31 protein-coding genes are annotated in these 23,467 nt (G+C 47.3%); 24 read left to right on the top strand and 7 right to left on the bottom strand.

The features are described 5' to 3' along the window. Positions 1-5: 5 nt before the first annotated feature. The 7 genes from rpsC (at position 6) to LG288_RS08610 (ending at position 7,771) form a co-directional block, all read left to right on the top strand. Positions 6-686 carry a 30S ribosomal protein S3 gene (gene rpsC / locus LG288_RS08640; protein ID WP_404399800.1) on the top strand — a complete coding sequence of 227 codons (681 nt, stop codon included), beginning with the start codon at positions 6-8 and terminating at the stop codon, positions 684-686. Between the two features lie 12 nt (positions 687-698). Next, a complete protein-coding gene (rplP, locus tag LG288_RS08635) occupies positions 699-1,112 on the top strand; it encodes a 50S ribosomal protein L16 (protein WP_105306958.1) in 414 nt (137 codons plus the stop codon). Continuing rightward, the gene (rpmC, locus tag LG288_RS08630) at positions 1,112-1,303 is read left to right on the top strand and encodes a 50S ribosomal protein L29 (protein ID WP_404403070.1); all 192 of its coding nucleotides are present in this window, start codon (positions 1,112-1,114) and stop codon (positions 1,301-1,303) included. Before rplP ends, rpmC begins: the two co-directional genes overlap by 1 nt. After that, complete coding sequence (gene rpsQ / locus LG288_RS08625; RefSeq protein ID WP_404399799.1) at positions 1,303-1,566, top strand: 30S ribosomal protein S17; 264 nt, start codon at positions 1,303-1,305, stop codon at positions 1,564-1,566. Before rpmC ends, rpsQ begins: the two co-directional genes overlap by 1 nt. 167 nt (positions 1,567-1,733) lie before the next feature. After that, the gene (locus tag LG288_RS08620) at positions 1,734-3,155 is read left to right on the top strand and encodes a carbohydrate porin (RefSeq protein WP_404399798.1); all 1,422 of its coding nucleotides are present in this window, start codon (positions 1,734-1,736) and stop codon (positions 3,153-3,155) included. Positions 3,156-3,248: 93 nt separating this feature from the next. After that, the gene (locus LG288_RS08615; protein WP_404399797.1) at positions 3,249-5,720 is read left to right on the top strand and encodes a TonB-dependent receptor; all 2,472 of its coding nucleotides are present in this window, start codon (positions 3,249-3,251) and stop codon (positions 5,718-5,720) included. Positions 5,721-5,779: 59 nt separating this feature from the next. Continuing rightward, entirely contained in the window at positions 5,780-7,771 is a 1,992-nt protein-coding gene (locus LG288_RS08610; RefSeq protein WP_404399796.1) for a tetratricopeptide repeat-containing sulfotransferase family protein, read from the top strand. 12 nt (positions 7,772-7,783) lie between these two features. Here the strand turns inward: LG288_RS08610 and LG288_RS08605 are convergent, their stop codons facing one another. The 6 genes from LG288_RS08605 to LG288_RS08580 are packed head-to-tail and all read right to left on the bottom strand — an operon-like array spanning position 7,784 to position 13,584. Next, positions 7,784-8,167 (bottom strand): Na+/H+ antiporter subunit G, encoded by a 384-nt coding sequence (locus LG288_RS08605; protein WP_404399795.1) that lies wholly within the window; start codon positions 8,165-8,167, stop codon positions 7,784-7,786. A gap of 19 nt (positions 8,168-8,186) precedes the next feature. Then, positions 8,187-8,456 (bottom strand): K+/H+ antiporter subunit F, encoded by a 270-nt coding sequence (locus tag LG288_RS08600; RefSeq protein WP_404399794.1) that lies wholly within the window; start codon positions 8,454-8,456, stop codon positions 8,187-8,189. Further along, complete coding sequence (locus LG288_RS08595) at positions 8,450-8,938, bottom strand: Na+/H+ antiporter subunit E (RefSeq protein WP_404399793.1); 489 nt, start codon at positions 8,936-8,938, stop codon at positions 8,450-8,452. Before LG288_RS08595 ends, LG288_RS08600 begins: the two co-directional genes overlap by 7 nt. Then, positions 8,931-10,454 carry a monovalent cation/H+ antiporter subunit D gene (locus tag LG288_RS08590; protein ID WP_404399792.1) on the bottom strand — a complete coding sequence of 508 codons (1,524 nt, stop codon included), beginning with the start codon at positions 10,452-10,454 and terminating at the stop codon, positions 8,931-8,933. The genes LG288_RS08595 and LG288_RS08590 overlap by 8 nt, the downstream gene beginning before the upstream one ends. Then, on the bottom strand, positions 10,454-10,795 hold the full coding sequence (locus LG288_RS08585; protein WP_404399791.1) for a Na+/H+ antiporter subunit C: 342 nt from the start codon (positions 10,793-10,795) through the stop codon (positions 10,454-10,456). Before LG288_RS08585 ends, LG288_RS08590 begins: the two co-directional genes overlap by 1 nt. Next, on the bottom strand, positions 10,795-13,584 hold the full coding sequence (locus tag LG288_RS08580; RefSeq protein ID WP_404399790.1) for a monovalent cation/H+ antiporter subunit A: 2,790 nt from the start codon (positions 13,582-13,584) through the stop codon (positions 10,795-10,797). Before LG288_RS08580 ends, LG288_RS08585 begins: the two co-directional genes overlap by 1 nt. Before the next feature lie 265 nt (positions 13,585-13,849). Here LG288_RS08580 and rplN point away from each other — a divergent pair, with 265 nt between their 5' ends. From rplN to rplQ, 17 genes are all read left to right on the top strand, one after another. Then, the gene (rplN, locus tag LG288_RS08575) at positions 13,850-14,218 is read left to right on the top strand and encodes a 50S ribosomal protein L14 (RefSeq protein WP_006956444.1); all 369 of its coding nucleotides are present in this window, start codon (positions 13,850-13,852) and stop codon (positions 14,216-14,218) included. Positions 14,219-14,228: 10 nt separating this feature from the next. Continuing rightward, positions 14,229-14,543, top strand: a complete 315-nt coding sequence (gene rplX, locus LG288_RS08570) for a 50S ribosomal protein L24 (RefSeq protein ID WP_404399789.1) — start codon at positions 14,229-14,231, stop codon at positions 14,541-14,543. 20 nt (positions 14,544-14,563) lie between these two features. Continuing rightward, the gene (rplE, locus tag LG288_RS08565; protein WP_404399788.1) at positions 14,564-15,103 is read left to right on the top strand and encodes a 50S ribosomal protein L5; all 540 of its coding nucleotides are present in this window, start codon (positions 14,564-14,566) and stop codon (positions 15,101-15,103) included. Between the two features lie 11 nt (positions 15,104-15,114). Continuing rightward, entirely contained in the window at positions 15,115-15,420 is a 306-nt protein-coding gene (rpsN, locus tag LG288_RS08560) for a 30S ribosomal protein S14 (RefSeq protein ID WP_404399787.1), read from the top strand. Between the two features lie 26 nt (positions 15,421-15,446). Further along, on the top strand, positions 15,447-15,839 hold the full coding sequence (gene rpsH / locus LG288_RS08555; protein WP_404399786.1) for a 30S ribosomal protein S8: 393 nt from the start codon (positions 15,447-15,449) through the stop codon (positions 15,837-15,839). A 14-nt stretch (positions 15,840-15,853) separates the two neighbouring features. Continuing rightward, positions 15,854-16,387, top strand: coding sequence for a 50S ribosomal protein L6 (gene rplF, locus LG288_RS08550; RefSeq protein ID WP_404399785.1), 534 nt, complete (start codon positions 15,854-15,856; stop codon positions 16,385-16,387). 9 nt (positions 16,388-16,396) lie between these two features. Next, positions 16,397-16,750 (top strand): 50S ribosomal protein L18, encoded by a 354-nt coding sequence (rplR, locus tag LG288_RS08545; RefSeq protein ID WP_404399784.1) that lies wholly within the window; start codon positions 16,397-16,399, stop codon positions 16,748-16,750. Between the two features lie 9 nt (positions 16,751-16,759). Beyond that, entirely contained in the window at positions 16,760-17,266 is a 507-nt protein-coding gene (gene rpsE, locus LG288_RS08540; RefSeq protein ID WP_404399783.1) for a 30S ribosomal protein S5, read from the top strand. 6 nt (positions 17,267-17,272) lie between these two features. Continuing rightward, entirely contained in the window at positions 17,273-17,455 is a 183-nt protein-coding gene (gene rpmD / locus LG288_RS08535; RefSeq protein WP_404399782.1) for a 50S ribosomal protein L30, read from the top strand. Positions 17,456-17,458: 3 nt separating this feature from the next. After that, the gene (gene rplO / locus LG288_RS08530) at positions 17,459-17,893 is read left to right on the top strand and encodes a 50S ribosomal protein L15 (RefSeq protein ID WP_404403068.1); all 435 of its coding nucleotides are present in this window, start codon (positions 17,459-17,461) and stop codon (positions 17,891-17,893) included. 5 nt (positions 17,894-17,898) lie between these two features. Beyond that, a complete protein-coding gene (secY, locus tag LG288_RS08525) occupies positions 17,899-19,227 on the top strand; it encodes a preprotein translocase subunit SecY (RefSeq protein WP_404399781.1) in 1,329 nt (442 codons plus the stop codon). 24 nt (positions 19,228-19,251) lie between these two features. Continuing rightward, positions 19,252-19,365: a 50S ribosomal protein L36 gene (rpmJ, locus tag LG288_RS08520; protein WP_006956433.1), complete on the top strand. Its 114-nt coding sequence runs from the start codon at positions 19,252-19,254 to the stop codon at positions 19,363-19,365. Between the two features lie 122 nt (positions 19,366-19,487). Continuing rightward, a complete protein-coding gene (gene rpsM, locus LG288_RS08515; protein WP_404399780.1) occupies positions 19,488-19,844 on the top strand; it encodes a 30S ribosomal protein S13 in 357 nt (118 codons plus the stop codon). A 12-nt stretch (positions 19,845-19,856) separates the two neighbouring features. Beyond that, positions 19,857-20,246, top strand: coding sequence for a 30S ribosomal protein S11 (gene rpsK, locus LG288_RS08510; RefSeq protein WP_404399779.1), 390 nt, complete (start codon positions 19,857-19,859; stop codon positions 20,244-20,246). Between the two features lie 28 nt (positions 20,247-20,274). Further along, positions 20,275-20,895 (top strand): 30S ribosomal protein S4, encoded by a 621-nt coding sequence (gene rpsD, locus LG288_RS08505; RefSeq protein ID WP_404399778.1) that lies wholly within the window; start codon positions 20,275-20,277, stop codon positions 20,893-20,895. Positions 20,896-20,920: 25 nt separating this feature from the next. After that, positions 20,921-21,910, top strand: coding sequence for a DNA-directed RNA polymerase subunit alpha (locus LG288_RS08500; RefSeq protein WP_404399777.1), 990 nt, complete (start codon positions 20,921-20,923; stop codon positions 21,908-21,910). Positions 21,911-21,947: 37 nt separating this feature from the next. Beyond that, positions 21,948-22,349: a 50S ribosomal protein L17 gene (gene rplQ, locus LG288_RS08495; protein ID WP_404399776.1), complete on the top strand. Its 402-nt coding sequence runs from the start codon at positions 21,948-21,950 to the stop codon at positions 22,347-22,349. Positions 22,350-22,389: 40 nt separating this feature from the next. Here rplQ and LG288_RS08490 read toward each other — a convergent pair whose 3' ends face one another. Then, entirely contained in the window at positions 22,390-23,214 is an 825-nt protein-coding gene (locus LG288_RS08490) for a hypothetical protein (RefSeq protein ID WP_404399775.1), read from the bottom strand. Positions 23,215-23,467 lie beyond the last annotated feature (253 nt).

Raw genomic sequence — 23,467 nt, 5'->3', positions numbered from 1 at the left:
AAATTATGGGTCAGAAAGTACATCCTAATGGTATTCGCCTAGGTATCTCCAGACCATGGAATGCAACCTGGTATGCGAATACGAACGAATTCGCTGATAACCTGCACAGTGATCATCAGGTACGTAAGTTCCTGACGAAAGAACTGCGTAATGCATCAGTGTCGCGTATTGTTATCGAACGCCCTGCGAAAAGTGTTCGTGTGACTATTCACACAGCTCGCCCAGGCGTTGTTATCGGTAAGAAAGGCGAAGACGTAGAGAAACTGCGCAAGCAAGTTCAAAAATTAACGGGAGCTCCTTCACAAATTAATATTTCTGAAGTGCGCAAACCTGAATTGGACTCTCAGCTTGTTGCTGACAATATTACCGGTCAGCTGGAGCGTCGTGTGATGTTCCGCCGGGCGATGAAACGCGCTGTACAAAACGCCATTCGATTAGGTGCTAAAGGCATTAAAGTCGAAGTCAGTGGTCGTTTAGGCGGCGCTGAAATCGCTCGTACAGAGTGGTATCGTGAAGGTCGGGTGCCACTGCACACATTGCGTGCAGACATTGATTACTCGACAGCAGAAGCGAACACCACCTACGGTATCATCGGTGTTAAGGTCTGGATTTTCCGTGGTGAAGTTCTTGGTGGACTGCCTACTGAAGAAAAGCCAGCTCCTAAGCGCGGCAAAAACCGTAAGTAAGGAGAGACGATAATGTTACAACCTAAGCGTACAAAATTCCGTAAGGTTCACACAGGCCGAAATCGTGGCTTGGCGCAGTCTGGTAACAAAGTTAGCTTCGGAACTTTCGGTTTGAAAGCAACTGACCGTGGTCGCATGACTGCACGTCAAATCGAAGCAGGCCGTCGTGCTATGACTCGTCACGTTAAGCGTCAGGGTAAAATCTGGATCCGTGTATTCCCGGACAAGCCTATCACCAAGAAGCCTTTAGAAGTTCGTATGGGTAAAGGTAAAGGTAACGTCGAGTACTGGGTAGCCCAGATCCAACCAGGTCGTGTACTTTACGAAATGGACGGTGTTTCAGAAGAATTGGCTCGTGAAGCGTTCCGCCTGGCGGCTCGCAAACTGCCATTCAAAACAACTTTTGTGACTCGGACGGTAATGTGATGAAAGCAAGTGAACTGAAAGAAAAAACCGTTGAGCAGCTGCAGGAAGAATTGCTGAACTTGCGTCGCGAGCAGTTTAATCTGCGCATGCAAGCAGCAACAGGTCAGCTGAATCAGACTCACATGATGAAGCAAGTACGTCGCGACATAGCGCGTATTAAAACCATCTTAACTCAGAAGGCAGGTGCGTAATGGCTGAAGAAAAACGTATTCGTACTCTGCAAGGCAAAGTTGTCAGTGATAAGATGGATAAAACCATCACTGTAGCTGTTGAACGCCGTGTTAAACACCCGGTTTACAGCAAGTACATCACTCGTACAACCAAAGTGCATGCTCACGATGAAGAGAATCAGTGCAATACCGGTGATAAGGTTATTGTGCGCGAATCTCGTCCTTTGTCTAAGAATAAATCTTGGGCATTAGTAGAAATTATCGAGCGCGCTACTGTTGTCTAATAGCAGAAAACGTTAAGTAAAAGTAAAAGCCTCCCTTGCGGAGGCTTTTTTTATGGACTAAACAGATAAGTAGTTGACGGCAAAGTCAGTTTGGTTGTATTTATGCGCGTCGTTATACAAATAAGACAAATGACGAAATTATTTATATCCACACTAAGGAGTTATTAATGTCAAAAGGATGGGTAGTGGCGGCTTCGCTTCTTGCTACAAGTCCGGGTTTCGTTTCGGCAGCGTCCCAGGATGAGCGGAGCGTTAAAGCTGAAATTGAAATGCTAAAGGAAAAACTAGCAGAGCTTGAACAACGCCTGGCAGAACAAGAGCAGCAAAAAGAAAAGATGCACGAACGTCACCAGAAAATGATGACGAAAAAGCAGCACACCGGCGAACAGGAGAGCCGACAAAAGGGGACAGCAATACGCCGGGCGGACTCGGGAATTCGCGCGCAATTAGCCGAATTAGAAGACCAGGTTGAAGAGAACCAAAACTGGCCAATCAAAGTCCATGGCGCGGTCCGCTTTCAGTATGAGTACAATAACTATGATTCCGATAACGAGAATCGAGCCGGCGATCTGGACTTTGATATTTTCCGGCTAAATTTTGACGGTGAAATTGGTGGCGTCATTTTATCGGCTGAATACCGGTGGTTTCATTACATGGATACCGTTAAGTATGCCTGGTTTGGCTATGACTTCACCGAAAACTGGCAGGGTCAGATAGGCGTCGTGAAAGTACCATTCGGCAATATGCCTTACAACTCACATAGTTACTTCTTTAACTCGACCTTTTATGTTGGTCTGGAAGACGAACATGATAATGGCTTAAGGCTGCTGTATCGCGGCGACCAGTGGCATTTTGATATTGCCTATCATAAATCTGACGAAATGGGCGGTATTGACGGACCTGTCACCGACCGTACCGGACGCTATAACTATGATACAGCTGGTATTCGCTTGCCAGGCCAGGGTGCTTATGACGAGCCGGGGCTTCCGGTAGGCGAAAGTAATAGTTATGCATTGCGGGCGGCAAGACTATTTAATCTAGGTGAGGATGAAAGTCTAGAAGTTGGGGTTTCAGCCCAGGGCAATAACTTCTACTCCGGAACCGCCGCAGAGGGCTTTACGACCGCAGAAGACTACGAGGATCAAAACGTTGGTAATCGTTTTGCCTGGGGTGTTCACGGAAATTATGATAATGGTCCCTGGAATGTTCAGCTGCAATACGCTGATTATGCCTATGATATGAAGCTTGAAAACCACGGCATGTTTATGGGCGCTTACGGCTATTATGATGCGATCCCGACGGAAGCGAAAATTTATACGGCTAACGTGGCCTATACCTTGCCCGTTGATGTTGGTCCATTTACGAGCTTAACATTCTACAATGACCACAGCCTAATCACCGACAAAGTAGGTTACCAGGACGATACCTGGATGAACGTTTTGGGCGTTGCAGTGGCAGCGGGTGGTGGTTTTTACACCTATGTCGACTACGTGAAAGCTAAAAACCAGCCGTTTATTGGCGGTAATATCGCCACAGACGGTGGTGAAGTTAATGATCGGTTTAATATAAATTTTGGTTATTACTTTTAAACCGTTATAATCGTTTTTGCGTTATAGGTAATATGAAGCGGCAATGGTTGCCGCTTTTTTTAGGGAGTTAATAATCACAACCCGGGAGAACTCATGTTCCAATATAGTAAAATAAGCTCAGCTATCTTTATAGCTTTAGCTGCCTCTTCGTCAGTAGCTGCACCACAGCAAGACGCGCAGCAAGAGGAGGCAGAAAACACAACCGCTATAGAAACTATCAATGTAACCGCGACAAAACGCACCACAAACATCCAGCAAACGCCGACCGCCGTTCAGGCAATGAGCGATAAGGACTTAAAAGAGCAAAACATCGGCAACTTTGATGATTATGCTCAGTATGTTCCTAACGTCAGTACCGGTGGACGCGGACCAGGACAAAACTCTGTCTTCATCCGTGGTATGTCAATCCAGCCAATAACCGTCATGTTATCTGGTGCTCAGGGCACCATGCCAAACGTTGCGTTATACATCGACGAGCAGCCGGTCACCGCACCAGGCCGTAACTTAGATGTTTATGCAACCGACTTGCAGCGCATAGAAGTGTTACCTGGTCCACAGGGCACACTATTTGGTGCGAGCTCACAAGCCGGTACCATCCGTTATATCACTAAAAAGCCGGTAATGGGCGTGATGGAAGCAGGTTTTACGGCTGGCTTTGAGAGCATGCCGGAAGGTGAAATGAGCAGTACGTCAGAAGCGTACATCAACATTCCGGTGACCAATGACTTTGCTGTTCGTGCTGCTATTTATAACGTCAATCGCGGCGGTTATATCGATAATGTCTTTGGCGAATATACGCTGGACCCAGAACAGAACCCAAACTCTGCGGTAGACTATGGTCCTGATGCGACCTATGAGACTGCTTATAACACTGGGCTGGTCGAAGAAGATTTTAATGACAGCTACTACAAAGGGTTTCGCCTGAGTGCAAAATACCTTATCAATAACGACTGGGATATCCTGGTTCAGCATCAAAGCCAGGACTTAGGCGCCGATGGGGTATTCGACTATGACCCTGACGTGGGCGATCTGGAAGTGCAGCGCTTTTTCCCTGATGAGCTTGAAGATAGCTTCGATTTAACCAGCTGGACCCTTAATGGCCGCCTGGATGCGCTGGAAATTCTTTATACCGGTGGCTACTTAAAACGCGAAGTCGAGCAATCTATCGACTACACAGGGTATAACAACAGTGGCGCATTTATTGGCTACTATACTTGTACATACTCTAACCCGGCTTACATTGATAACTATGGTATCAACCCTGATGTTATCACTGAAAACCGCGATTGCGTTGACCCAACCAAAGGCTTTAAAGGATACCAGGAGCACACGCGTTTAACTCAGGAAGTCCGTATTAATTATGACTTTAATGAGCGCTCGCGGATAACCGCTGGTATCTTCTACGATGACTTCGAAATCGAAACTCAGGACGACTACGTTTATTTACCAAATCCTGATGCCCTTGGCTTTGCGCCAAATGCGCCGCTTCCGGAAGCGAACAATATCAACCCGAACACTCGCCCTCCAGGTGTTGCGTTCTTTAACGATATTACCCGTACTGAAGAGCAAATAGCGGTGTTTGGTGAATACACTTATGACTTCACCGAACAGTGGGCCGCAACCATCGGTTTACGCTGGTACGACATGGAGTCAGACTATACTGGCTCGTCTAACTTTGCTGCCGGTATTTTCCAGGGTTCTGTTGATGACAACCGTGGCCGAGATTACGACGTTTCGGGTGGACATACCGATGAGCCACTGGAACTGGACGACATCATTCCTAAGTTTACTCTGAGCTATCAAATGGATCGCGATACTCTGTTTTTCGCGACTTACTCAGAAGGTTTCCGCCCCGGTGGGTTTAACCGCGGTGGTGGTATCGAGTCAAATAATCCAGAGTATCCGAATGTTGAAACAACCTACAATACCGACGATGTGAAAAACTACGAGTTTGGCTGGAAATCCTTATTGCTGGATAACAGTCTTCGCTGGAACGGTAACGTTTACTTCATCGACTGGACTGACATGCAAGTGTCGCGTTTTGACCCGGTCAACGTTTCTATCCTGACCTTTATTGAGAACGCAGCGGATTCTGAAATCCGGGGCCTTGAAACGGACTTTACCTGGCGTGCAACTGAAAACTGGACGTTCCACGGTGCTGCTTCCTATAACGATACCGAGTTAACCTCTACTCAGGCAAACGTTATTGAAATGGCGCCAGAAGGCTCTGAATTGCCGTTAACACCAGAGTTTCAGGCTAATCTGCGCGCGCGCTACGGCTGGCGTCTGGAGAACAACTGGGACGCCCATGCGCAAGTGGGGTGGATATACGCCGGCGAGTCGTACAGCTCGATCGTAGCAGCAGACCGCCGTCAGCAAGACGCCTACAATATTCTTAATGCTTCTGTAGGTGTGTCTGGTAGCCAGTGGTCGGCAAAACTCTATGTTGATAACATCACCGATGAGCGTGCTGAGCTATTCATAAACACTCAGGACTTCATTGAGCGGGTAACGACTAATCGGCCATTATCGGTTGGTATGTCATTCTCCTACGATTTTTATTAAAACCACAACCACCAAAAAGGGGCCGAGAGGCCCCTTTTTTGATACAGATATAATTTGCCATGACATTAGAATCGATAAAGAAAACCCTTGCTGCGCAGCAGTTTGAACAAGCTATTCAGCAACTGGAACAATTACCTGAAGACTTAGCTGAAGAGTCACAGTTAGAGGCTCTCTATCTGACAGCTGTGGCACAACGGTACAGCAAAAATTTTGCGGCTAGCGAACAGGCACTAAACGAGTTGATCCGTCTAAAACCTGACTTCGGCAGAGCCTACCAGGAGCAGGGGCATTGTCACCGCGATCAGGGTGATAAGGACCGGGCGAGCGCCAGTTACCGGGTTGCATTACAGCACAATCCCGCTCTGCACGCCTGTTGGACTAATTTAAGCCAAATTGAGCAAGCACGCGGCAATCTGGATCAATCCCGCCGTGATGCCGAACAGGCACGATATCTCCTGAGCCAGCCAAAATTAGTTTTGGCAGCAATGAACCAGTTGTATGAAGGGCGTCTTTATAAAGCTGAGAAGCTGTGTCGAAGCTTTTTACAGCAGCAGCCCCATCACATTGAAGGGATGCGCACCCTGGCTAACATTGGTGCAAAGCTTAATATTTTGAGCGACGCCGAATTTTTACTGGAAAGCGTGTTGGAGTTTCAGCCCGATTACGATCTGGCTCGATATGACTATATTAAAGTTTTACAGCAACGGCAAAAATTTGAGCAAGCTTACTCGGAAGCGAAAACGCTTTATCAAAAGCGTCCGGATAACTCAGCTTATAAGGCACTTTATGCCCATCAATGTGTTGCCATTGATGAATTTACTACTGCGCTGAAGTTATACGACGAGCTGCTGGTTGACCCGCAAGTGGATAAAGCCAGTATCTTTCTGGCAAAAGGGCATTTACTAAAAACTCAGGGCGATACCGAAGCGGCTAAAAAGGCCTACCAGCAGGCTTATCAATTAAAACCAGATTTCGGCGACGCATACTGGAGCTTGGCTAATTTGAAAACCTATCGCTTCAGTGCCGCTGAAATCGAAATGATGGTAGAGGCTCTTGACCAGGAAATTATCCATCCACAAGATAAGATACATCTTTTATTTGCCTTAGGTAAAGCCTATGACGATGAGGGAGAAGTTGATAAAAGCTTTGCCTGTTATGCCCAGGGTAACGAATTAAAACGTCAGAAAAGTCAATTCCAGCCGGACCGGTTTAGTGCTGAAATCAGTCGTCAGGTCGAGTTTTTTAGCAAACAAAAAGTCGCAGAAATTAACAGCACTAAATTATCCACCGTTACCGCTGCCGACCCGATCTTCGTTGTTGGCTTGCCCCGATCCGGCTCAACCCTGGTGGAACAAATTTTAGCGTCACATTCGCAAATTGATGGCACTATGGAATTGCCTAACATACTTGCGTTAGTGCACCGTTTAAATGGCCGTCAATTGCAAACAGATGAACCACGCTATCCGGCGGTTATCGACCAGCTGGAACAAAAGGACTTGACGGATATGGGTCAGCGTTACCTCGATGAAACCCGCTTTCATCGTCAGGGTGCGGCTTTTTTTACAGATAAAATGCCAAATAACTTCCGGCATATAGGTCTAATTAAGAGTATTTTGCCAAATGCCAAAATCATTGATGCACGGCGACATCCAATGGATTGCTGCTTCAGTTGTTTTAAGCAGTTGTTTGCCGAAGGCCAGGAGTTTACTTATGGTCTGGAGGTAGTTAGCCATTACTACCAACAGTATATAAAGATTATGAGCCACTGGAAAACGCTTTATCCAAATGACATTCATACCGTGATCCACGAGCAACTGATCGATCAACCGGAGCAGGAAATTGAAAGAATTTTCCAGTTTTTAGGTCTGGACGTTGAGCCTCAGTGTTTTAGCTTTCATAAAACATCGCGGCGGGTGAAAACAGCCAGCTCTGAACAGGTCAGGCAGCCGTTAAACCGTAAAGGAATAAACCAATGGCAGCGTTTTGAACAGCATTTAGGACCTCTTAAAGATGGCCTAAGCGATGTTTTGCAGCAGTGGGATAAGGTTTAAGCCCCGCTGCCATTAGCTTGAATCTTTTTCCGGCTCAGTTTTGTAAACATCTTCTTCTTTGCGAAAGTCGCGAGTGCGGCTAAACATTTTAAGGTCAGTATGCAGCGCCGCTTTCGCCATAATATGGGCGCTAATCGGCGCTGTTAAAAATAAGAAAATAGCAATCAACAGCTCGCTGGCGGTGAATTTATCTTGTACTGAAGTAAAAATAATAGAGGCTAAAACAATACCGCCGACGCCAAGGGTGGTGTTTTTAGTCGGTGCATGCAGCCGGGTAAAAAAGTCAGGTAAGACCGCCAGCCCCAGCGAGCCAATAAAAGCAAAGCAAGCCCCCAGAAGAATAAAAAAACCTATGAGCCATTGGCTCCATAGTGGCAGTTCATTTAACGTTTCCATGATTTATCTCGTTTGTTAGTTATTCAATTAAATCGCCGCGTAGTAAAAATTTGCCCGCCGCAATTGTGCCAACAAAGCCGAACATCGCAATCAGTAAGGCCGCCTCCAGGTAGGTCTGAGAGTTTTGGTGAATACCCAATAGCAACAGCAATGCCAGAGAATTAATGTAAATGGTATCTAAAGCCAGTATCCGGTCCGGTAAGTCGGGACCTTTAGCTAAGCGCCAAAAATTCATTAGCAGGGACAAACTAAACAGCAAAAAGGCGATTTGTAAAATGGTGCCTAACATTGGAATATCTCCTTTAAGCGCCGCTCATATCGGTTACGGATGGTCATAATGACCTGCTCAGGGTCATCCTCTGAAAAGGCATGAATCAAAATGCCTTTCCGGCCCCGGGTAATCTCGCAGGAGACAGTGCCGGGCGTCAGAGTGATGGTACTGGCTAGAATAGTGACTGGTAATTCCTCGGTCATATCCAGTGGAAAGACCAATAAAGCCGGCTTAATAGTGCGTGGTTTGCTTATAATCAGGCTAGCGACTTTAAAGTTGGCGACAACAATGTCGTACAGCAAAACAAAAAAGTACGCGACGGCAAGATGCGGCTTTTTAACCTTGGCAAAGTTTGGCCACGCCGGGCGGAATAAAATTGGTATCAATAAGGCAAAAAACAAACCCAGCAGCACCACTCCGGCACTGATTGACTGAAATAACAGCAGCCAAATAATCAGCAGAAACAGTGTCAGGTAGGGTGCAGGTAAAAGCTTAGTCATTATTACTGACCTCCCTTTCAAGAACGAACGCAGGGTAGCGCTCTACATCGTTTAACTGCTGGGCAGCACTTTCGGTATACTGCCGTATCGGCTGGGCAAAAAGAGTCATAAGCAAGGTGAGTAGCAACAAAAAGCCCGTAGCTATGCGTTTACCTAAAGGCGCAGATTGCTCTGAGGCCTTACCTGACAGCGTGTGCCAAATCATTGTGCTACCGGCCCGGCTAACTACAACTAACATAACCAGGGTGGCAGCTAGCACGGCGCCCCATAACCAGAAATTCTGACCGCTTGCGGCAGCGGCATCAAGGATCATAATTTTACCGACAAAGCCCGACAACGGTGGCAGCCCGATAATGGCAATAGCCGCAACAAAAAACATGACCGCATAAGTTGAATGATTGGCCATTTTTTTGCCGGACACAATACGCGACGCTGTTTTACCCCGCTCATAAGCCATCAAATCAGCAACCAGAAACAGCGCCGCGGTGATAAAGGTCGAGTGAATTAAATAAAATAACGCCGCCCCGGTCGTAGCCACGGTTGCAACACTGAAGGTTGCTATTATTGTGCCGATGGATATCACCACCAAATAAGCTGCCAACAAGCGCAGATCCCGGGCGGCCAATATCCCAATCATACCGGCCAACATAGTCAGTAGGCCCATTACCCAGAGCCAGTCATGGGCAACAAAAGCAAGCTCATTCGCCTCGGCACCAAAAATTAATGAGTAAACCCGAATGATTGAATAAACACCGACCTTGGTCATGATAGCGAACAGGGCCGCCACTACACCTGTCGTTGTTGAGTAGGCTTGCGGAAGCCAGAAGTGCAGCGGCAATATTGCTGCTTTCAAGCCAAATACGATCAATAGTAACAGCGAACCAGCCTTAGCTATCGCGGCACTGTCGCCGGAAAGCTCTCTAATCTGCAGTGCCATGTCAGCCATATTCAGAGTCCCGGTAATGCCGTATAACGTGCCGATACCAATCAAAAATAATGCTGAACCTACTAAATTCAGAAGGACATAATGCAGAGTCGCGCGCACCCGGAACTTACCGCCGCCGTGCATTAACAGTGCATAGGAAGCTATCAGCAGAACTTCAAAGAAGACAAACAGGTTAAAAATATCACCGGTAGCAAAAGCACCCATAATGCCCATAACCTGAAATTGAAATAAAGCCTGGAAGTGGGAGCCCAGATTGTCTTCTGAGTAGCAACCATAAACCAGTACCGGAACCGCCAGGACCGCTGTTACCAGCATCATCATGGCGCTCAGCTTATCGACCATCAGGACAATGCCAAAGGGAGCCGACCAATTGCCTAACAGATAAACTATCATCTCTTGTTGTTGGACTTCCTGCAGCAAGAAAACACATGCTATCAGCGTTAATAAGCTGCCGGTCAGGCCAATAGCGCGCCGCCTGGGTTGCGGCCGATCGCCCCATGGCAGCAGCTGTAACAGTGCCGTAAACAACGGTATTAAGATAGGGAGAATCGCGAGGTGTTGTTGCAACATCAGCGTCGGCCCTCCGCGGTACCGCTTTGTTCGTTAACCTCATCAGTACCAATTTCACCGCGGGTGCGGACAGCCAGAATAATCGAATAGGCGGTCATAGCAAAGCCAATAACGATAGCAGTCAAAACCAGAGCCTGAGGTAGTGGATCGGCATAACTGTCCTGGGTACCTAAAATAGGGGCTCCATCAATGGTTAAGCGACCTGTTGAAAATAAAAACAAATTAACCGCATAGGACAACATAGTAATCCCTACTACCACGGGAAAGGAACGACCCCGTAAAATCAAAAATACGCTACAGGCGGTAAGAATCCCCACCGTTACAGAATATAGAGTTTCCATTAATTGCCCTCGTACGTTGGACGGTGGCGAGTAGTCATTTTGCCAAAGTTACTTAAAATCATCATAGTGGCGCCAATTACCGTTAAAAATACACCTAAATCAAATAGCAGAGCCGTGGCGAATTCCCATTTACCAACTAATGGCCAGTTCAGATAAGTAAACCAACTGGTTAAGAAGGGCTTGCTGAACAGCCAGCTACCGACACCGGTTAATGCTGCAATCATGACGCCAACGGACATTAGCGACTGGTAGTTCACGTTAAAGCGGTCTTTTACCCAGTCAACTCCGTTAGCGATGTACTGCAAAATCATTGCTGATGCGGCGATTAGACCGGCGATAAAGCCACCACCGGGCAGGTTATGGCCACGTAAAAATATATATACGGCGACCATCATAGCCAGCGGAAACACTAAGTTAGCAACGTTAGTCAGCATTAACGGGTGTTTAATACGGTGCCAGGGTCGTCCCTCAACATCGCTGGATGGCATAAAGGGCTTTAACTTATTAAGCAATTTATGAATCCCCGCTGCAGCAATCGCCAGTACGGTAATTTCGCCCAGCGTATCAAAACCACGAAAGTCCACCAGAATGACATTGACCACATTAGTGCCGCCGCCGCCGGTTTTTGCGTTGGCAATAAAGTAGTCAGAAATGCTGTCAAAGGGTGAAGTTAAAATCGCGAAGTTTAATGTGGCAACGATGCCGCCGATAAAGCCGGCAATGATAATGTCACGGAACACACGATGTCCGGTGGACGCCCGCGCTGTCTTCTGGGGCATAAAGAACAACGCGAGGATCATCAAAATAATACTGACGACTTCGACCACTAACTGGGTCATTGCCAGATCCGGAGCCGAGAAATGAGCAAAAGATAGTGAAACCATCAGTCCGACCACGGACAGCATCATCAACATAACGAAGCGATTACGATGCAGAGTAGCTGTGGCAAAAGCGGCTGCAATCAGCACCATTGCACCGACCATCGAAACCATATCAATGGGCTGTTGGCTCAAACCTCCGGTAATCGCGCTGATGTCAATTAGGGCAGGCATCAGAACTACAATGACGCTAACCAGCACAAAGGCCATGTAGCGCTGCAACGAGCCGGTATCGAACCAGTCGAAAAAATAAGCTGCTTTGTCACTGATGCGCTGAACCAGGCGCTCAAAATTGTGTTTCGCGTCCTGCCCGTCAAACTGGCGATTAAAGGTAAATAATTGGTCGCGGGCCAGATAGATAAGGCAACCACCAATTACTGCCGCGAAGCTCATCAACAGAGGCAGGTTAAAGCCATGCCAGAGTGATAAAGAAACATCAACGGGGGCGTTTGTAACGGCACCGGCTGCCTGGCCGATAATGCCCGAAACTGTCGTCATCGGTGCCAAACCAATGACTACGCAAAGCAGCGCTAAGATGGCTACCGGTGCTGACATCATTCGCGGCGGATCGTGCGGCTTTTTCGGTAATTCTTTGTACTCGCCATTGAAAAACACATCGTGAACAAAACGAATCGAATAAGCCACTGACAGCGCGGCGCCAATGGTTGCAAGGATAGGAACAAACCAGCTTAACCCACCAAATAAGTGTTGTTGCACCGCCTGGTCAAGGAACAGCTCCTTTGACATAAAACCATTAAAAGGGGGTAGCCCCGCCATTGAGGCGGCAACCACCATCGCCAGCGTCGCGGTAACCGGCATTAGACCCATTAGACCTTGCAGCTTACGCATATCCCGGCTGCCGCTCTCGTGGTCAATAATTCCGGCGGTCATAAACAGACCGGCTTTAAAGCAGGCGTGATTGATGACATGAAACATAGCTGCGATAACGGCACCCTGTGTCCCTATGCCAAGCAACATGCATATAAGGCCAAGGTGACTGACAGTAGAAAATGCCAATAGCCCTTTTAAATCATGTTTGAGCAAGGCAAAGTAAGCACCGATTAACAGGGTTATTAAGCCTGTTATGGTGACTAATACCAGCCATAGCTCTGTACCTGCCATTACCGGATGAAAACGGGCTAACAGAAAAATCCCCGCCTTAACCATCGTCGCCGAGTGTAAGTAAGCGCTTACCGGAGTTGGTGCCGCCATGGCATGAGGTAGCCAGAATTGAAACGGGAACTGCGCTGACTTAGTAAAGGCTCCCAGCAGTAGCAACAATAAAGCGGGTGTGTAATATGCATGCGCCTTAATGGTATCCGCAGCAGCCAATATCTCGTCAAACTGGTAACTGCCGGCAATATCACCAATCAGTAAAAGCCCTGCTAACAAGGCCAGCCCCCCGGCACCAGTGGTAGCCAATGCCATGCGCGCGCCCCGACGGGCATCACTACTATGGTACCAGTAGCCAATGAGTAAAAACGACGAAATGCTGGTTAACTCCCAGAACGCCCACATCAATAAGATGTTGTCTGCCATTACGATGCCAAGCATCGAAGCCATAAATAACAGCAGACACGCATAAAAACGGGATTCATCGTCCTCACTCGACAAGTAATAGTGAGCGTAACCGATGATAAGTACGCCAATACCTAAAATTAAGCCGGTGAAGAGCAGCGACAGACCGTCAAGACGTAGTGCAAAATTCAACCCTATGTCGGGTAGCCAGGCAACAAAGGCTTTCGGAACGTCTGCCGCCAGGGTCTGCGGTATTAAGGGTGCGGCGGCAAGAATACAAGCCACGGGCACAGCTAAAGTAACAAGGGTTTTCAGGTTACGGGAACTGCGCCGAATTAACAGCGGTAGTATAGCCCCGAGTAATGGAGCTAACACAATGAAAATTAGGTTCATAAGCTCGTTATCGTTTCAGTTGGCGGTGCTCAGTCACTATTTTGCTCCGGAGCGGAAGCTTTAAATCTACCATCCTAACTGTTAACTTCCAACAGAATCTGAAAGCATAAAATCGGCAACTTACCGAGCCCAGCCAAAAAAAGTAAGATCGCCCTACCATCCCCGGATTTTATCTGTTACAATTCGCCGCCCTTTTTATAAGGGAAAAACCAAAAGGCAGCACGACCCGAGAGGGTCTGTTTTTTTAACTAAGCGGGGCACTGAAATGATCCAAATGCAAACTACCCTGGACGTTGCCGATAACTCCGGCGCGCGCAGCGTACAATGTATTAAGGTTCTAGGTGGTTCGCACCGTCGCTACGCAAACATCGGCGATATCATCAAAGTTACCGTAAAGGAAGCAATTCCGCGCGGTAAGGTGAAGAAAGGCGATGTAGTGAATGCGGTGGTCGTTCGCACCAGAAAAGGCGTCCGTCGACAAGACGGGTCGGTCATCCGTTTTGACCGCAACGCGGCTGTATTGTTGAATAACAATCAACAGCCCATTGGCACACGTATTTTCGGGCCGGTAACTCGTGAACTGCGTTCAGAGCAGTTTATGAAGATTATCTCGCTGGCACCAGAAGTACTATAAGGAGTCAATTATGGCGGCAAAAATTAAACGTGATGACGAAGTAGTCGTCCTGGCAGGTAAGGACAAGGGCAAGCAAGGCAAAGTCCTGAAAGTACTTACCGATAAAGATCGTGTGATCGTTGAGGGTGTTAACATTGTCAAGAAACATCAGAAGCCAAATCCGGCTTCAGGTGAATCTGGTGGCATCGTTGAGAAAGAAGCACCTCTTCACGTATCAAATGTAGCGATCCTTAACCCAGAGACAGGTAAAGCAGATCGTGTTGGCTTTCGTATTGAAGACGGCAAAAAAGTCCGTTTCTTCAAATCGAACAACGCAATCATTTAATTCAATTTTGGAGTTTTACGATGGCGAAACTGCATGATTTTTATAAAGAATCGGTAGTTCCTGGACTGATGAAAGAGTTCAGCTACAACAGCGTCATGCAAGTCCCTCGGATTGAAAAAATCACCCTTAATATGGGTGTTGGTGAAGCTCTGGCTGACAAAAAAGTACTTGATAATGCAGTGGCTGACCTAGAGGCTATCTCTGGGCAAAAGCCGGTTCGTACTGTAGCACGCAAGTCTGTCGCCGGTTTCAAAATCCGTGAAGGCTTCCCGATTGGCTGTAAAGTAACTCTGCGCGGCGAGCGCATGTGGGACTTCTTGCAACGGTTAATTTCCATTGCAATTCCACGTGTCCGTGACTTCCGTGGCCTAAATCCTAAATCTTTTGATGGCCGTGGTAACTACAGCATGGGTGTTCGCGAGCAGATCATCTTTCCGGAAATCGACTATGACAAAGTCGATAAGGTACGTGGTCTTGATATTACCATTACCACAGACGCTGGCACAGATGACGAAGCTCGTGCTTTGCTAGCTGCCTTTAACTTCCCGTTCAGAAAGTAAGGTGTAGAGTTATGGCAAAACAGTCAATGAAAGCGCGTGACGTGAAGCGAGCTAAGCTCGCTGCTAAGTACGCAGAAAAACGCAACGCACTGAAAACGGTCATTAACGACGTAAATTCATCAGACGAAGAGCGTTGGGAAGCAGTTCTTAAGTTACAACAGCTCCCACGTGATGCCAGTCCGACGCGCCAACGTAATCGTTGTCGTATCACTGGTCGTCCTCATGGTTTCCTTCGTAAATTCGGCATGAGCCGTATTAAGGTCCGTGAGATGGCGATGCGCGGTGAAATTCCTGGCTTGAAAAAAGCTAGCTGGTAAGCCACGAATCACGGGAGAGAGCAAATATGAGCATGCAAGATCCGATTGCGGATATGTTTACACGCGTCCGCAATGCTCAACGTGCTAATAAAGTTACAGTGAAAATGCCTTCATCTAAGCAAAAAGTGGCAATTGCCGAAGTGCTTAAGAAAGAAGGTTTCATTGTTGATTTTAGCGCTGAGAGTTCTGCTAAACCTGAGCTTGAAATCGAATTAAAGTATTTCGAAGGCAAGCCAGTAATTGAATCGATTGAGCGCGTTAGTCGCCCGGGTTTGCGTATCTATAAGAAACGCAACGAGATGCCTAACGTGATGGGTGGTCTTGGTATCGCTGTTGTTTCAACATCGAAAGGCCTAATGACTGATCGTGCCGCTCGCCAAGCTGGTCTTGGTGGCGAAATCATCGGTTACGTAGCGTAATTAGGAGGTAGGAAATGTCACGTGTTGCTAAAGCACCCATTGAAATTCCTGCTGGCGTTGAAATTTCGCTAAATGGCCAGGAAGTAACGATCAAAGGCGCCCTGGGCTCGTTGAGTCGCGTAATTAATAATGCTGTTGAACTAGTGCAGGAAGACAATGTCGTTCGTACTATTGCCCGTGAAGGTGTTGCGAATGCAACAGCTCAGGCTGGTACAGCGCGCGCATTATTGCAAAATATGGTGGTTGGAGTATCAAAAGGGTTTGAACGCAAACTGCAACTGTTAGGTGTTGGTTATCGTGCGCAAGCGCAAGGTAGCAAGCTGAACCTGACGTTGGGTTTCTCACACCCGGTTGAGTACCAAATCCCGGAAGGAATTACTATCGAAACTCCTTCTCAAACCGAGGTTATCGTTAAAGGCGCTGATAAGCAGTTAGTTGGCCAAGTGGCTGCTAACATTCGTGCATATCGCAAACCTGAGCCTTATAAAGGTAAGGGTGTTCGTTATTCTGACGAGCAAGTGCGCCGTAAAGAAGCCAAGAAAAAGTAGGGTAATACGATGGACAAGAAAGCAGCTCGCTTACGTCGTGCTACTCGCGCACGTAAACAAATTAAAGAGTTGGGTGCAAATCGGCTGGTTGTACACCGTACACCGCGTCATATGTACGCACAGTTGATCGCACCTAACGGTTCTGAAGTGCTGGCGGCCGCCTCGACGGTTGAAAAGGCAGTCCGTGACCAAGTTAAATCAACGGGTAACGTTGATGCAGCGAAAGTCGTGGGTAAAATCATCGCTGAGCGTGCGGTAGAAAAAGGCGTTACAGACGTCAGTTTCGACCGCAGTGGGTTTAAATACCACGGCCGCGTTGCTGCTTTAGCAGACGCTGCTCGCGAAGCTGGACTTCAGTTCTAGGAGACGAACATGGCAAATGCAAATGCAGAAGCTCAAAACGGTGAACTGATTGAGAAGTTGATTACAGTTAATCGTGTAGCGAAAGTTGTTAAAGGTGGCCGCATCTTTAGTTTCACTGCACTGACTGTAGTTGGCGACGGCAAAGGTAAAGTCGGTTTCGGTTACGGTAAAGCACGTGAAGTTCCAGCCGCTATTCAAAAAGCGATGGAAAAGGCACGCCGTAACATGGTAACCGTGCAGCTGAAAGGCGACACCTTGCAACATCCTGTTAAAGGTCGTCACTCAGGTTCACAGGTATACATGCAGCCTGCATCAGAAGGTACGGGTATCATCGCTGGTGGTGCTATGCGTGCGGTTCTGGAAGTAGCAGGTGTTCATAACGTGCTGTCAAAAGCATATGGTTCAACCAATCCAATCAACGTTGTTCGCGCAACTATTAAAGCGCTGAACGATATGAAATCGCCGGAGCAAGTGGCGGCGAAGCGTGGATTGCGCGTTGACGAGATACTGGGGTAGTGAACAATGGCGAAAAAGACAGTAAAAGTAACACAGACGCGTAGCGCGATCGGTCGTTTGCCGAAGCATAGAGCTACACTACGTGGCTTGGGTCTGCGCCGCATTGGTCACACAGTAGAGTTGGAAGACACTGCTGCAGTCCGCGGTATGGTGAACCAAGTTCATTACATGATAAAGGTGGAGGGATAAATGATGGAATTAAATAGTCTGTCTCCCGCACCGGGTGCCAAAAGCAGTAAAAAACGCGTTGGTCGCGGTATTGGTTCAGGTCTGGGAAAAACTGGTGGTCGCGGTCATAAAGGGCAGAAATCACGCTCTGGTGGTTCCGTTAAGCCAGGTTTCGAAGGCGGACAAATGCCAATCCAACGGCGTCTGCCGAAATTTGGTTTTACTTCACGTAAAGCTATGGTGACTGCAGAAGTTAACTTGGCTGAAATCGCGAAAGTCGAAGGTGATGTTGTCGATTTAGCAACATTGAAAGCTGCGGGTCTAATTCGTAAGAACATATTGGCTGCAAAAGTCATTAAGTCCGGCGAGTTAACGCGTAAACTGACCATTAACGGTCTGAAAGTCACCAAAGGCGCTCGCGAGGCTATTGAAGCTGCTGGCGGCAAAATCGAAGGATAGGGCTCATGGCTAAACCAGGATTGGAATCAAATCGAGCGCAAGGTGGCACGTCGGAACTCAAGCGTCGCCTGTTGTTTGTGTTAGGAGCGATCATCGTCTTCCGAGCGGGCTCCTTTGTGCCTATTCCTGGTATTGATGCCGCAGTTTTAGCTCAGTTATTCGAACAGCAAAAAGACACCATCGTTGCCATGTTTAACATGTTCAGCGGTGGTGCTCTTGAACGAGCGTCAGTGTTTGCATTGGGGATCATGCCTTATATTTCCGCCTCGATCATTATGCAGTTAGCCAGTGTGGTTCATCCACGCCTGGCTGAGCTCAAGAAAGAGGGTGAATCTGGTCGTCGCAAGATAAACCAGTACACGCGGTGGGGTACCCTAATACTGGCATCGTTCCAGTCGGTTGGAATCGCAACAGGTTTGCCAAATCTGATGCCCGGATTGGTTATCGATCCAGGTTTTGGTTTTTACTTTACCGCAGTTGTGAGCTTGGTGACAGGCACCATGTTCCTGATGTGGTTAGGCGAGCAAATCACTGAGCGAGGTATCGGTAACGGCATCTCTATCCTGATTTTCGTGGGTATTGTTGCAGGTTTGCCATCGGCAATTGGTCAAACAGCAGAACAAGCACGGCAGGGTGACCTGCACCTTCTGCTGCTGTTGTTAATTGGTGTTGTTGTGTTAGCAGTAACCTACTTCGTTGTTTTTGTTGAACGTGGTCAACGGCGTATTGTCGTTAATTACGCTAAACGGCAGCAGGGTCGTAAGGTGTTTGCGGCACAGAGTTCGCACTTGCCATTGAAAGTGAACATGGCGGGTGTTATTCCACCAATTTTCGCATCGAGTATTATTTTGTTTCCTGGTACCATAGCCACTTGGTTTGGCTCTGGTGAAGGTGCTGTCGCAGATATTTTACAACAAGTATCTATGACTTTATCTCCAGGACAGCCGCTTTATGTGTTATTATACGCGGCTGCAATTATCTTCTTCTGTTTCTTCTACACAGCGTTGGTATTTAATCCACGCGAAACGGCAGACAACCTGAAGAAGTCAGGCGCTTTTATTCCGGGCATACGTCCGGGTGAACAGACGTCGCGGTATATTGACAAAGTAATGACTCGGCTGACTCTTGCAGGGGCGCTGTACATTACCTTTGTATGTTTAGTTCCTGAGTTCATGATGATTGCCTGGAACGTACAGTTCTACTTCGGCGGTACGTCATTGTTGATTATCGTTGTTGTTATCATGGACTTTATGGCTCAGGTACAGACTCACTTGATGTCACATCAATATGATTCTGTACTTAAAAAAGCTAACCTAAAAGGCTACGGCCGCTAAGGTTGAGCAGAACGGAGAGTAGCAATGAAAGTTCGTGCTTCCGTGAAGAAAATCTGTCGTAACTGTAAAATCATTAAGCGCAACGGTGTTGTTCGAGTGATTTGTACAGACGCTAAACATAAGCAGCGGCAAGGTTGATTCGAAGGAAAAGTGGGGTGGCCTGAGGGCCATCCCCTTTTGAAGTGTTTGCAATCCGGCACGTGGATGAGTATCCTAACGGGCTTTTCATCTTGTGCCTACAAATTTAAGGAGACGTGTTAGTGGCCCGTATCGCTGGCATTAACGTTCCTGACAATAAGCACGCGGTTATCGCTTTAACCGCTATCTATGGTGTTGGCCGTACCCGCTCACAGGAAATCTGTGCAGCAACAGGTATTGCTGAAGACACAAAGATTGGTTCATTGTCGGAAGAAAAACTAGACGCGCTTCGTGACGCAGTTGCCAAATATGCAGTAGAAGGTGACTTACGTCGTGAAGTATCAATGAACATTAAACGGTTGATGGATCTCGGTTGTTTTCGTGGTCTTCGTCATCGTCGCAGCCTTCCTCTACGGGGTCAGCGCACTAAGACAAATGCGCGCACTCGTAAAGGTCCGCGCAAGCCAATTAAGAAATAGGGGGATTGAGTAATGGCTAAAACACCAACTCGCTCTCGCAAGCGCGTTAAAAAGCAAGTCGCCGATGGCATGGCTCACGTACATGCATCTTTCAATAACACCATTATCACTATTACCGATCGTCAGGGCAACGCATTAGCGTGGGCAACTGCCGGTGGGTCTGGCTTCCGGGGTTCACGGAAATCAACGCCGTTTGCTGCTCAGGTAGCGGCTGAACGTGCAGGTGAAGTGGCGAAGGAATACGGTCTTAAAAACCTGGAAGTATTTGTAAACGGTCCCGGCCCAGGCCGCGAATCATCGATTCGTGCGTTAAATGCCGTTGGTTACCGCATTACCAATATTACCGATGTGACACCGATTCCTCACAACGGTTGTCGTCCGCCTAAGAAACGTCGCGTTTAAGGCGTGAATCGATAGTTGGAGAAAGATCATGGCAAGATATTTGGGTCCTAAGCTCAAGTTAAGTCGTCGCGAAGGAACAGATTTGTTCTTGAAAAGCGGCGTACGCGCAATCGATTCTAAATGTAAAATCGAAACTGCACCTGGACAGCACGGCGCCCGTCGCGGTCGTTTGTCAGACTATGGTGTGCAGTTGCGCGAAAAGCAAAAAGTTCGTCGTATGTACGGCGTTCTGGAAAAACAATTCCGTAACTACTATAAAGAAGCCGCTCGTCTGAAAGGCAATACCGGTGAGAACCTGTTGCAGTTGCTTGAACAGCGTTTGGATAACGTAGTTTATCGCATGGGCTTCGCGTCTACACGCGCTGAAGCTCGCCAACTGGTCAGCCATAAGGCTGTCGTTGTTAATGGCCAAGTTGTTAATATTCCGTCTTTCAAGGTTCGTCCTGAAGATGCTGTTTCAGTCCGTGAAAAAGCTAAAAAGCAGTCACGTATTGCAGCGGCGGTGGAATTAGCCGAGCAGCGTGAAAAGCCAGTTTGGTTAGAAGTAGACGGCAACAAATTGGAAGGTCAGTTCAAGCGCCTTCCTGAACGTAGCGACTTGTCTGCTGAAATTAACGAACAGTTGATCGTAGAGCTTTACTCAAAGTAAAGCTTAAGCATAGAGAGAGGACACAATGCAGGGTTCTGTTACCGAATTCCTAAAGCCGAGGTTAGTCGACATCGAGCAAATTAGCCCGACTCATGCCAAGGTGACACTGGAGCCTCTAGAGCGCGGCTTCGGTTACACTTTAGGTAATGCGTTACGTCGCATTCTATTATCATCAATGCCAGGTTGTGCAGTGACTGAAGTAGAAATCGACGGTGTACTGCATGAATACAGCAGTAAAGAGGGCGTTCAAGAAGACGTCATAGAAATTTTGTTGAATCTCAAAGGGTTGTCCGTCAGCCTGGCAGGTAAAGACGAAGCGACGTTGACCTTGAATAAATCCGGTGCAGGTCCTGTAACCGCAGGCGATTTCCAGCACGACGGTGATGTTGAAATCGTAAATCCTGAACACGTTATTTGTCACCTTACCGGTGACAGCGAGTTCAACATGCGTGTTAAAGTTGAACGTGGTCGTGGTTATGTTCCTGCGTCATCTCGTCAGTCTGAAGACGATGATGAGCGTCCAATCGGCCGTCTGCTGGTTGATGCGTCGTTTAGTCCTGTAGAGCGTATCGCTTACAGCGTTGACGCTGCTCGGGTTGAGCAACGCACTGACTTGGACAAGCTGGTTATCGAAATGGAAACTAATGGCACACTGGATCCTGAAGAGGCTATCCGCCGTGCCGCAACGATTTTGGCAGAACAGCTGGAAGCGTTTGTAGAGCTCCGCGATATCAGTGAGCCGGAAGAGAAAGAGGAAAAGCCGGAATTCGATCCGATTTTACTCCGCCCGGTCGACGATCTCGAATTAACTGTTCGTTCAGCGAACTGCCTCAAGGCAGAAGCAATTCAGTACATTGGTGATTTAGTCCAGCGTACCGAAGTTGAGTTGTTGAAAACTCCTAACTTAGGTAAAAAGTCGCTGACAGAAATCAAGGACGTACTAGCGTCACGTGGTTTATCTCTGGGCATGCGCCTGGAGAACTGGCCGCCAGCTAGTCTTCTTGATAACGACTAAATTACCTTAGTATCGATTTACTGAGAAGGGTATAGGTATGCGCCATCGTAAGAGTGGTCGTCAACTTAATCGTAATAGCAGCCATCGCCAAGCGATGTTTCGCAATATGGCTGTTTCTTTGGTGCGTCATGAGATAATCAAGACAACATTACCAAAAGCGAAAGAGTTGCGTCGCGTAGTAGAGCCATTGATCACAATGGCTAAACAAGACAGTGTTGCGAATCGCCGTTTGGCATTTGCACGAACTCGTGATAAAGAAGTTGTAGGTAAGCTTTTTAATGAGCTTGGCTCACGTTATGAAAGTCGTCCAGGCGGTTACACTCGTATTATGAAGTGTGGCTTCCGGACAGGTGATAACGCTCCTATGGCTTACATTGAGTTAGTTGATAGACCAGAAGTTGAAGAGGTTGAGTCTGTAGAAGAAGTTACTGCAGATTAAATTATCTCAAAATAGAAAGCCGGCGTTTACGCCGGCTTTTTTATTGGTTAAATGCGGTAGTTAATTGCTGCTCGCTGATATAACCTTTCTCTTTAAACCATTCAAGTTCTTCGCGTGTTACCCCACTCTGTTTTGCCCGTTCAATAAATTGCTGCCAGTGCTCGGGTGTTGTCTCCGGTAAATCTGTTTGCCGGGACGTATTTTGTTCAATAAAAAAATCTTTTACTGCGTAATAAACGTTTTTTGTCGATTTCGGTAAAGACTTGATGCTATTGAGTACTGCACCAAAAAAATTGTTAGGCGAAGTCTCAGCAGCAGAGCGTACAACTGAACCACTTAAGTCGGGTTCAGCAGTGATGGCGATTCGTACGATGCTATCGAGTTTTTCAGGCTTGTGGTTTACTGCTGTGGCGACAATATCATCAATGTAGCCAGGTTCCGCATTGATCGCCATAGCGACAATTTCATCACAACGCTCAGGGGCGACAGTCAGGGCAGTAGCCACAACGTCATTTGTTAATGCGGGTTCGCTTCTGATTACGGCGCGGCTAATTGCCGTGATGTGCTCAGGTTGTTGTTGGTAAGCGGCAACAAGAATACTGGTTACGTCCTGTGGCGAGTGTTTCGTTAAGATTCGTACAGTACGGATAATAGAAAAATTTTTGTTAAGGTGGTTGGTAATTATACCACTATAAGTCGTTATTTTTTCTTTTTGCAAAGGACTGAGTTCGGTAACGTAATTAGTTACTGAGGGATTTAAAGACTGTTGTGCATAATTGTTGTTGGCGGGCAGGGTTGCTGCTGCCGCATTTATGCTAATGGCAGAGAAGAAACAAAGCGTTATCCGCTTATATGCTGGCCCCATAGTATTTCCCTCTATCGTTAAACTAAGTAGAATTTGAAAATTAGTACAGATTAATAGTTAGTCGTCTCTTTGGTAATTAGTCAACCTAACACAGCATGAGTTCCCTGTTAAAAACATTCTTCTAACAATGCAGATTAAAAGTTAGGCAATTAAAAGAAAGTCGAAAAAAGTGCTTGCAAGGGCCAATAAGATCTCTATAATTCGCCGCCGTTGTCAGGGAGAAAGCCGCGAGGTGATAACCGACAACGGGGTA

Origin of the sequence: Idiomarina seosinensis (assembly GCF_044797955.1) — a bacterium.
Lineage (GTDB): Bacteria > Pseudomonadota > Gammaproteobacteria > Enterobacterales > Alteromonadaceae > Idiomarina > Idiomarina seosinensis_A.
Note: the sequence above shows the minus strand (reverse complement) of the source record. Positions and strands in the feature narration are given on the sequence as shown.

What these genes read in the sequence shown, in the direction of transcription:
- LG288_RS08580 (WP_404399790.1), bottom strand. Translation starts at nt 13,584, where the DNA reads ATGAACCTAATTTTCATTGTGTTAGCTCCATTACTCGGGGCTATACTA.
- rplX (WP_404399789.1), top strand. Translation starts at nt 14,229, where the DNA reads ATGGCGGCAAAAATTAAACGTGATGACGAAGTAGTCGTCCTGGCAGGT.
- LG288_RS08600 (WP_404399794.1), bottom strand. Translation starts at nt 8,456, where the DNA reads ATGTTAGGCACCATTTTACAAATCGCCTTTTTGCTGTTTAGTTTGTCC.
- LG288_RS08590 (WP_404399792.1), bottom strand. Translation starts at nt 10,454, where the DNA reads ATGTTGCAACAACACCTCGCGATTCTCCCTATCTTAATACCGTTGTTT.
- rpsE (WP_404399783.1), top strand. Translation starts at nt 16,760, where the DNA reads ATGGCAAATGCAAATGCAGAAGCTCAAAACGGTGAACTGATTGAGAAG.
- LG288_RS08620 (WP_404399798.1), top strand. Translation starts at nt 1,734, where the DNA reads ATGTCAAAAGGATGGGTAGTGGCGGCTTCGCTTCTTGCTACAAGTCCG.
- LG288_RS08610 (WP_404399796.1), top strand. Translation starts at nt 5,780, where the DNA reads ATGACATTAGAATCGATAAAGAAAACCCTTGCTGCGCAGCAGTTTGAA.
- LG288_RS08585 (WP_404399791.1), bottom strand. Translation starts at nt 10,795, where the DNA reads ATGGAAACTCTATATTCTGTAACGGTGGGGATTCTTACCGCCTGTAGC.
- rplO (WP_404403068.1), top strand. Translation starts at nt 17,459, where the DNA reads ATGGAATTAAATAGTCTGTCTCCCGCACCGGGTGCCAAAAGCAGTAAA.
- rplN (WP_006956444.1), top strand. Translation starts at nt 13,850, where the DNA reads ATGATCCAAATGCAAACTACCCTGGACGTTGCCGATAACTCCGGCGCG.
- LG288_RS08595 (WP_404399793.1), bottom strand. Translation starts at nt 8,938, where the DNA reads ATGACTAAGCTTTTACCTGCACCCTACCTGACACTGTTTCTGCTGATT.
- rpmD (WP_404399782.1), top strand. Translation starts at nt 17,273, where the DNA reads ATGGCGAAAAAGACAGTAAAAGTAACACAGACGCGTAGCGCGATCGGT.
- rpsH (WP_404399786.1), top strand. Translation starts at nt 15,447, where the DNA reads ATGAGCATGCAAGATCCGATTGCGGATATGTTTACACGCGTCCGCAAT.
- rpsN (WP_404399787.1), top strand. Translation starts at nt 15,115, where the DNA reads ATGGCAAAACAGTCAATGAAAGCGCGTGACGTGAAGCGAGCTAAGCTC.
- rplP (WP_105306958.1), top strand. Translation starts at nt 699, where the DNA reads ATGTTACAACCTAAGCGTACAAAATTCCGTAAGGTTCACACAGGCCGA.
- rplF (WP_404399785.1), top strand. Translation starts at nt 15,854, where the DNA reads ATGTCACGTGTTGCTAAAGCACCCATTGAAATTCCTGCTGGCGTTGAA.
- rpmC (WP_404403070.1), top strand. Translation starts at nt 1,112, where the DNA reads ATGAAAGCAAGTGAACTGAAAGAAAAAACCGTTGAGCAGCTGCAGGAA.
- LG288_RS08490 (WP_404399775.1), bottom strand. Translation starts at nt 23,214, where the DNA reads ATGGGGCCAGCATATAAGCGGATAACGCTTTGTTTCTTCTCTGCCATT.
- rpsK (WP_404399779.1), top strand. Translation starts at nt 19,857, where the DNA reads ATGGCTAAAACACCAACTCGCTCTCGCAAGCGCGTTAAAAAGCAAGTC.
- rplE (WP_404399788.1), top strand. Translation starts at nt 14,564, where the DNA reads ATGGCGAAACTGCATGATTTTTATAAAGAATCGGTAGTTCCTGGACTG.
- rpsD (WP_404399778.1), top strand. Translation starts at nt 20,275, where the DNA reads ATGGCAAGATATTTGGGTCCTAAGCTCAAGTTAAGTCGTCGCGAAGGA.
- LG288_RS08605 (WP_404399795.1), bottom strand. Translation starts at nt 8,167, where the DNA reads ATGGAAACGTTAAATGAACTGCCACTATGGAGCCAATGGCTCATAGGT.
- LG288_RS08615 (WP_404399797.1), top strand. Translation starts at nt 3,249, where the DNA reads ATGTTCCAATATAGTAAAATAAGCTCAGCTATCTTTATAGCTTTAGCT.
- rpsC (WP_404399800.1), top strand. Translation starts at nt 6, where the DNA reads ATGGGTCAGAAAGTACATCCTAATGGTATTCGCCTAGGTATCTCCAGA.
- secY (WP_404399781.1), top strand. Translation starts at nt 17,899, where the DNA reads ATGGCTAAACCAGGATTGGAATCAAATCGAGCGCAAGGTGGCACGTCG.
- LG288_RS08500 (WP_404399777.1), top strand. Translation starts at nt 20,921, where the DNA reads ATGCAGGGTTCTGTTACCGAATTCCTAAAGCCGAGGTTAGTCGACATC.
- rpmJ (WP_006956433.1), top strand. Translation starts at nt 19,252, where the DNA reads ATGAAAGTTCGTGCTTCCGTGAAGAAAATCTGTCGTAACTGTAAAATC.
- rplR (WP_404399784.1), top strand. Translation starts at nt 16,397, where the DNA reads ATGGACAAGAAAGCAGCTCGCTTACGTCGTGCTACTCGCGCACGTAAA.
- rpsQ (WP_404399799.1), top strand. Translation starts at nt 1,303, where the DNA reads ATGGCTGAAGAAAAACGTATTCGTACTCTGCAAGGCAAAGTTGTCAGT.
- rplQ (WP_404399776.1), top strand. Translation starts at nt 21,948, where the DNA reads ATGCGCCATCGTAAGAGTGGTCGTCAACTTAATCGTAATAGCAGCCAT.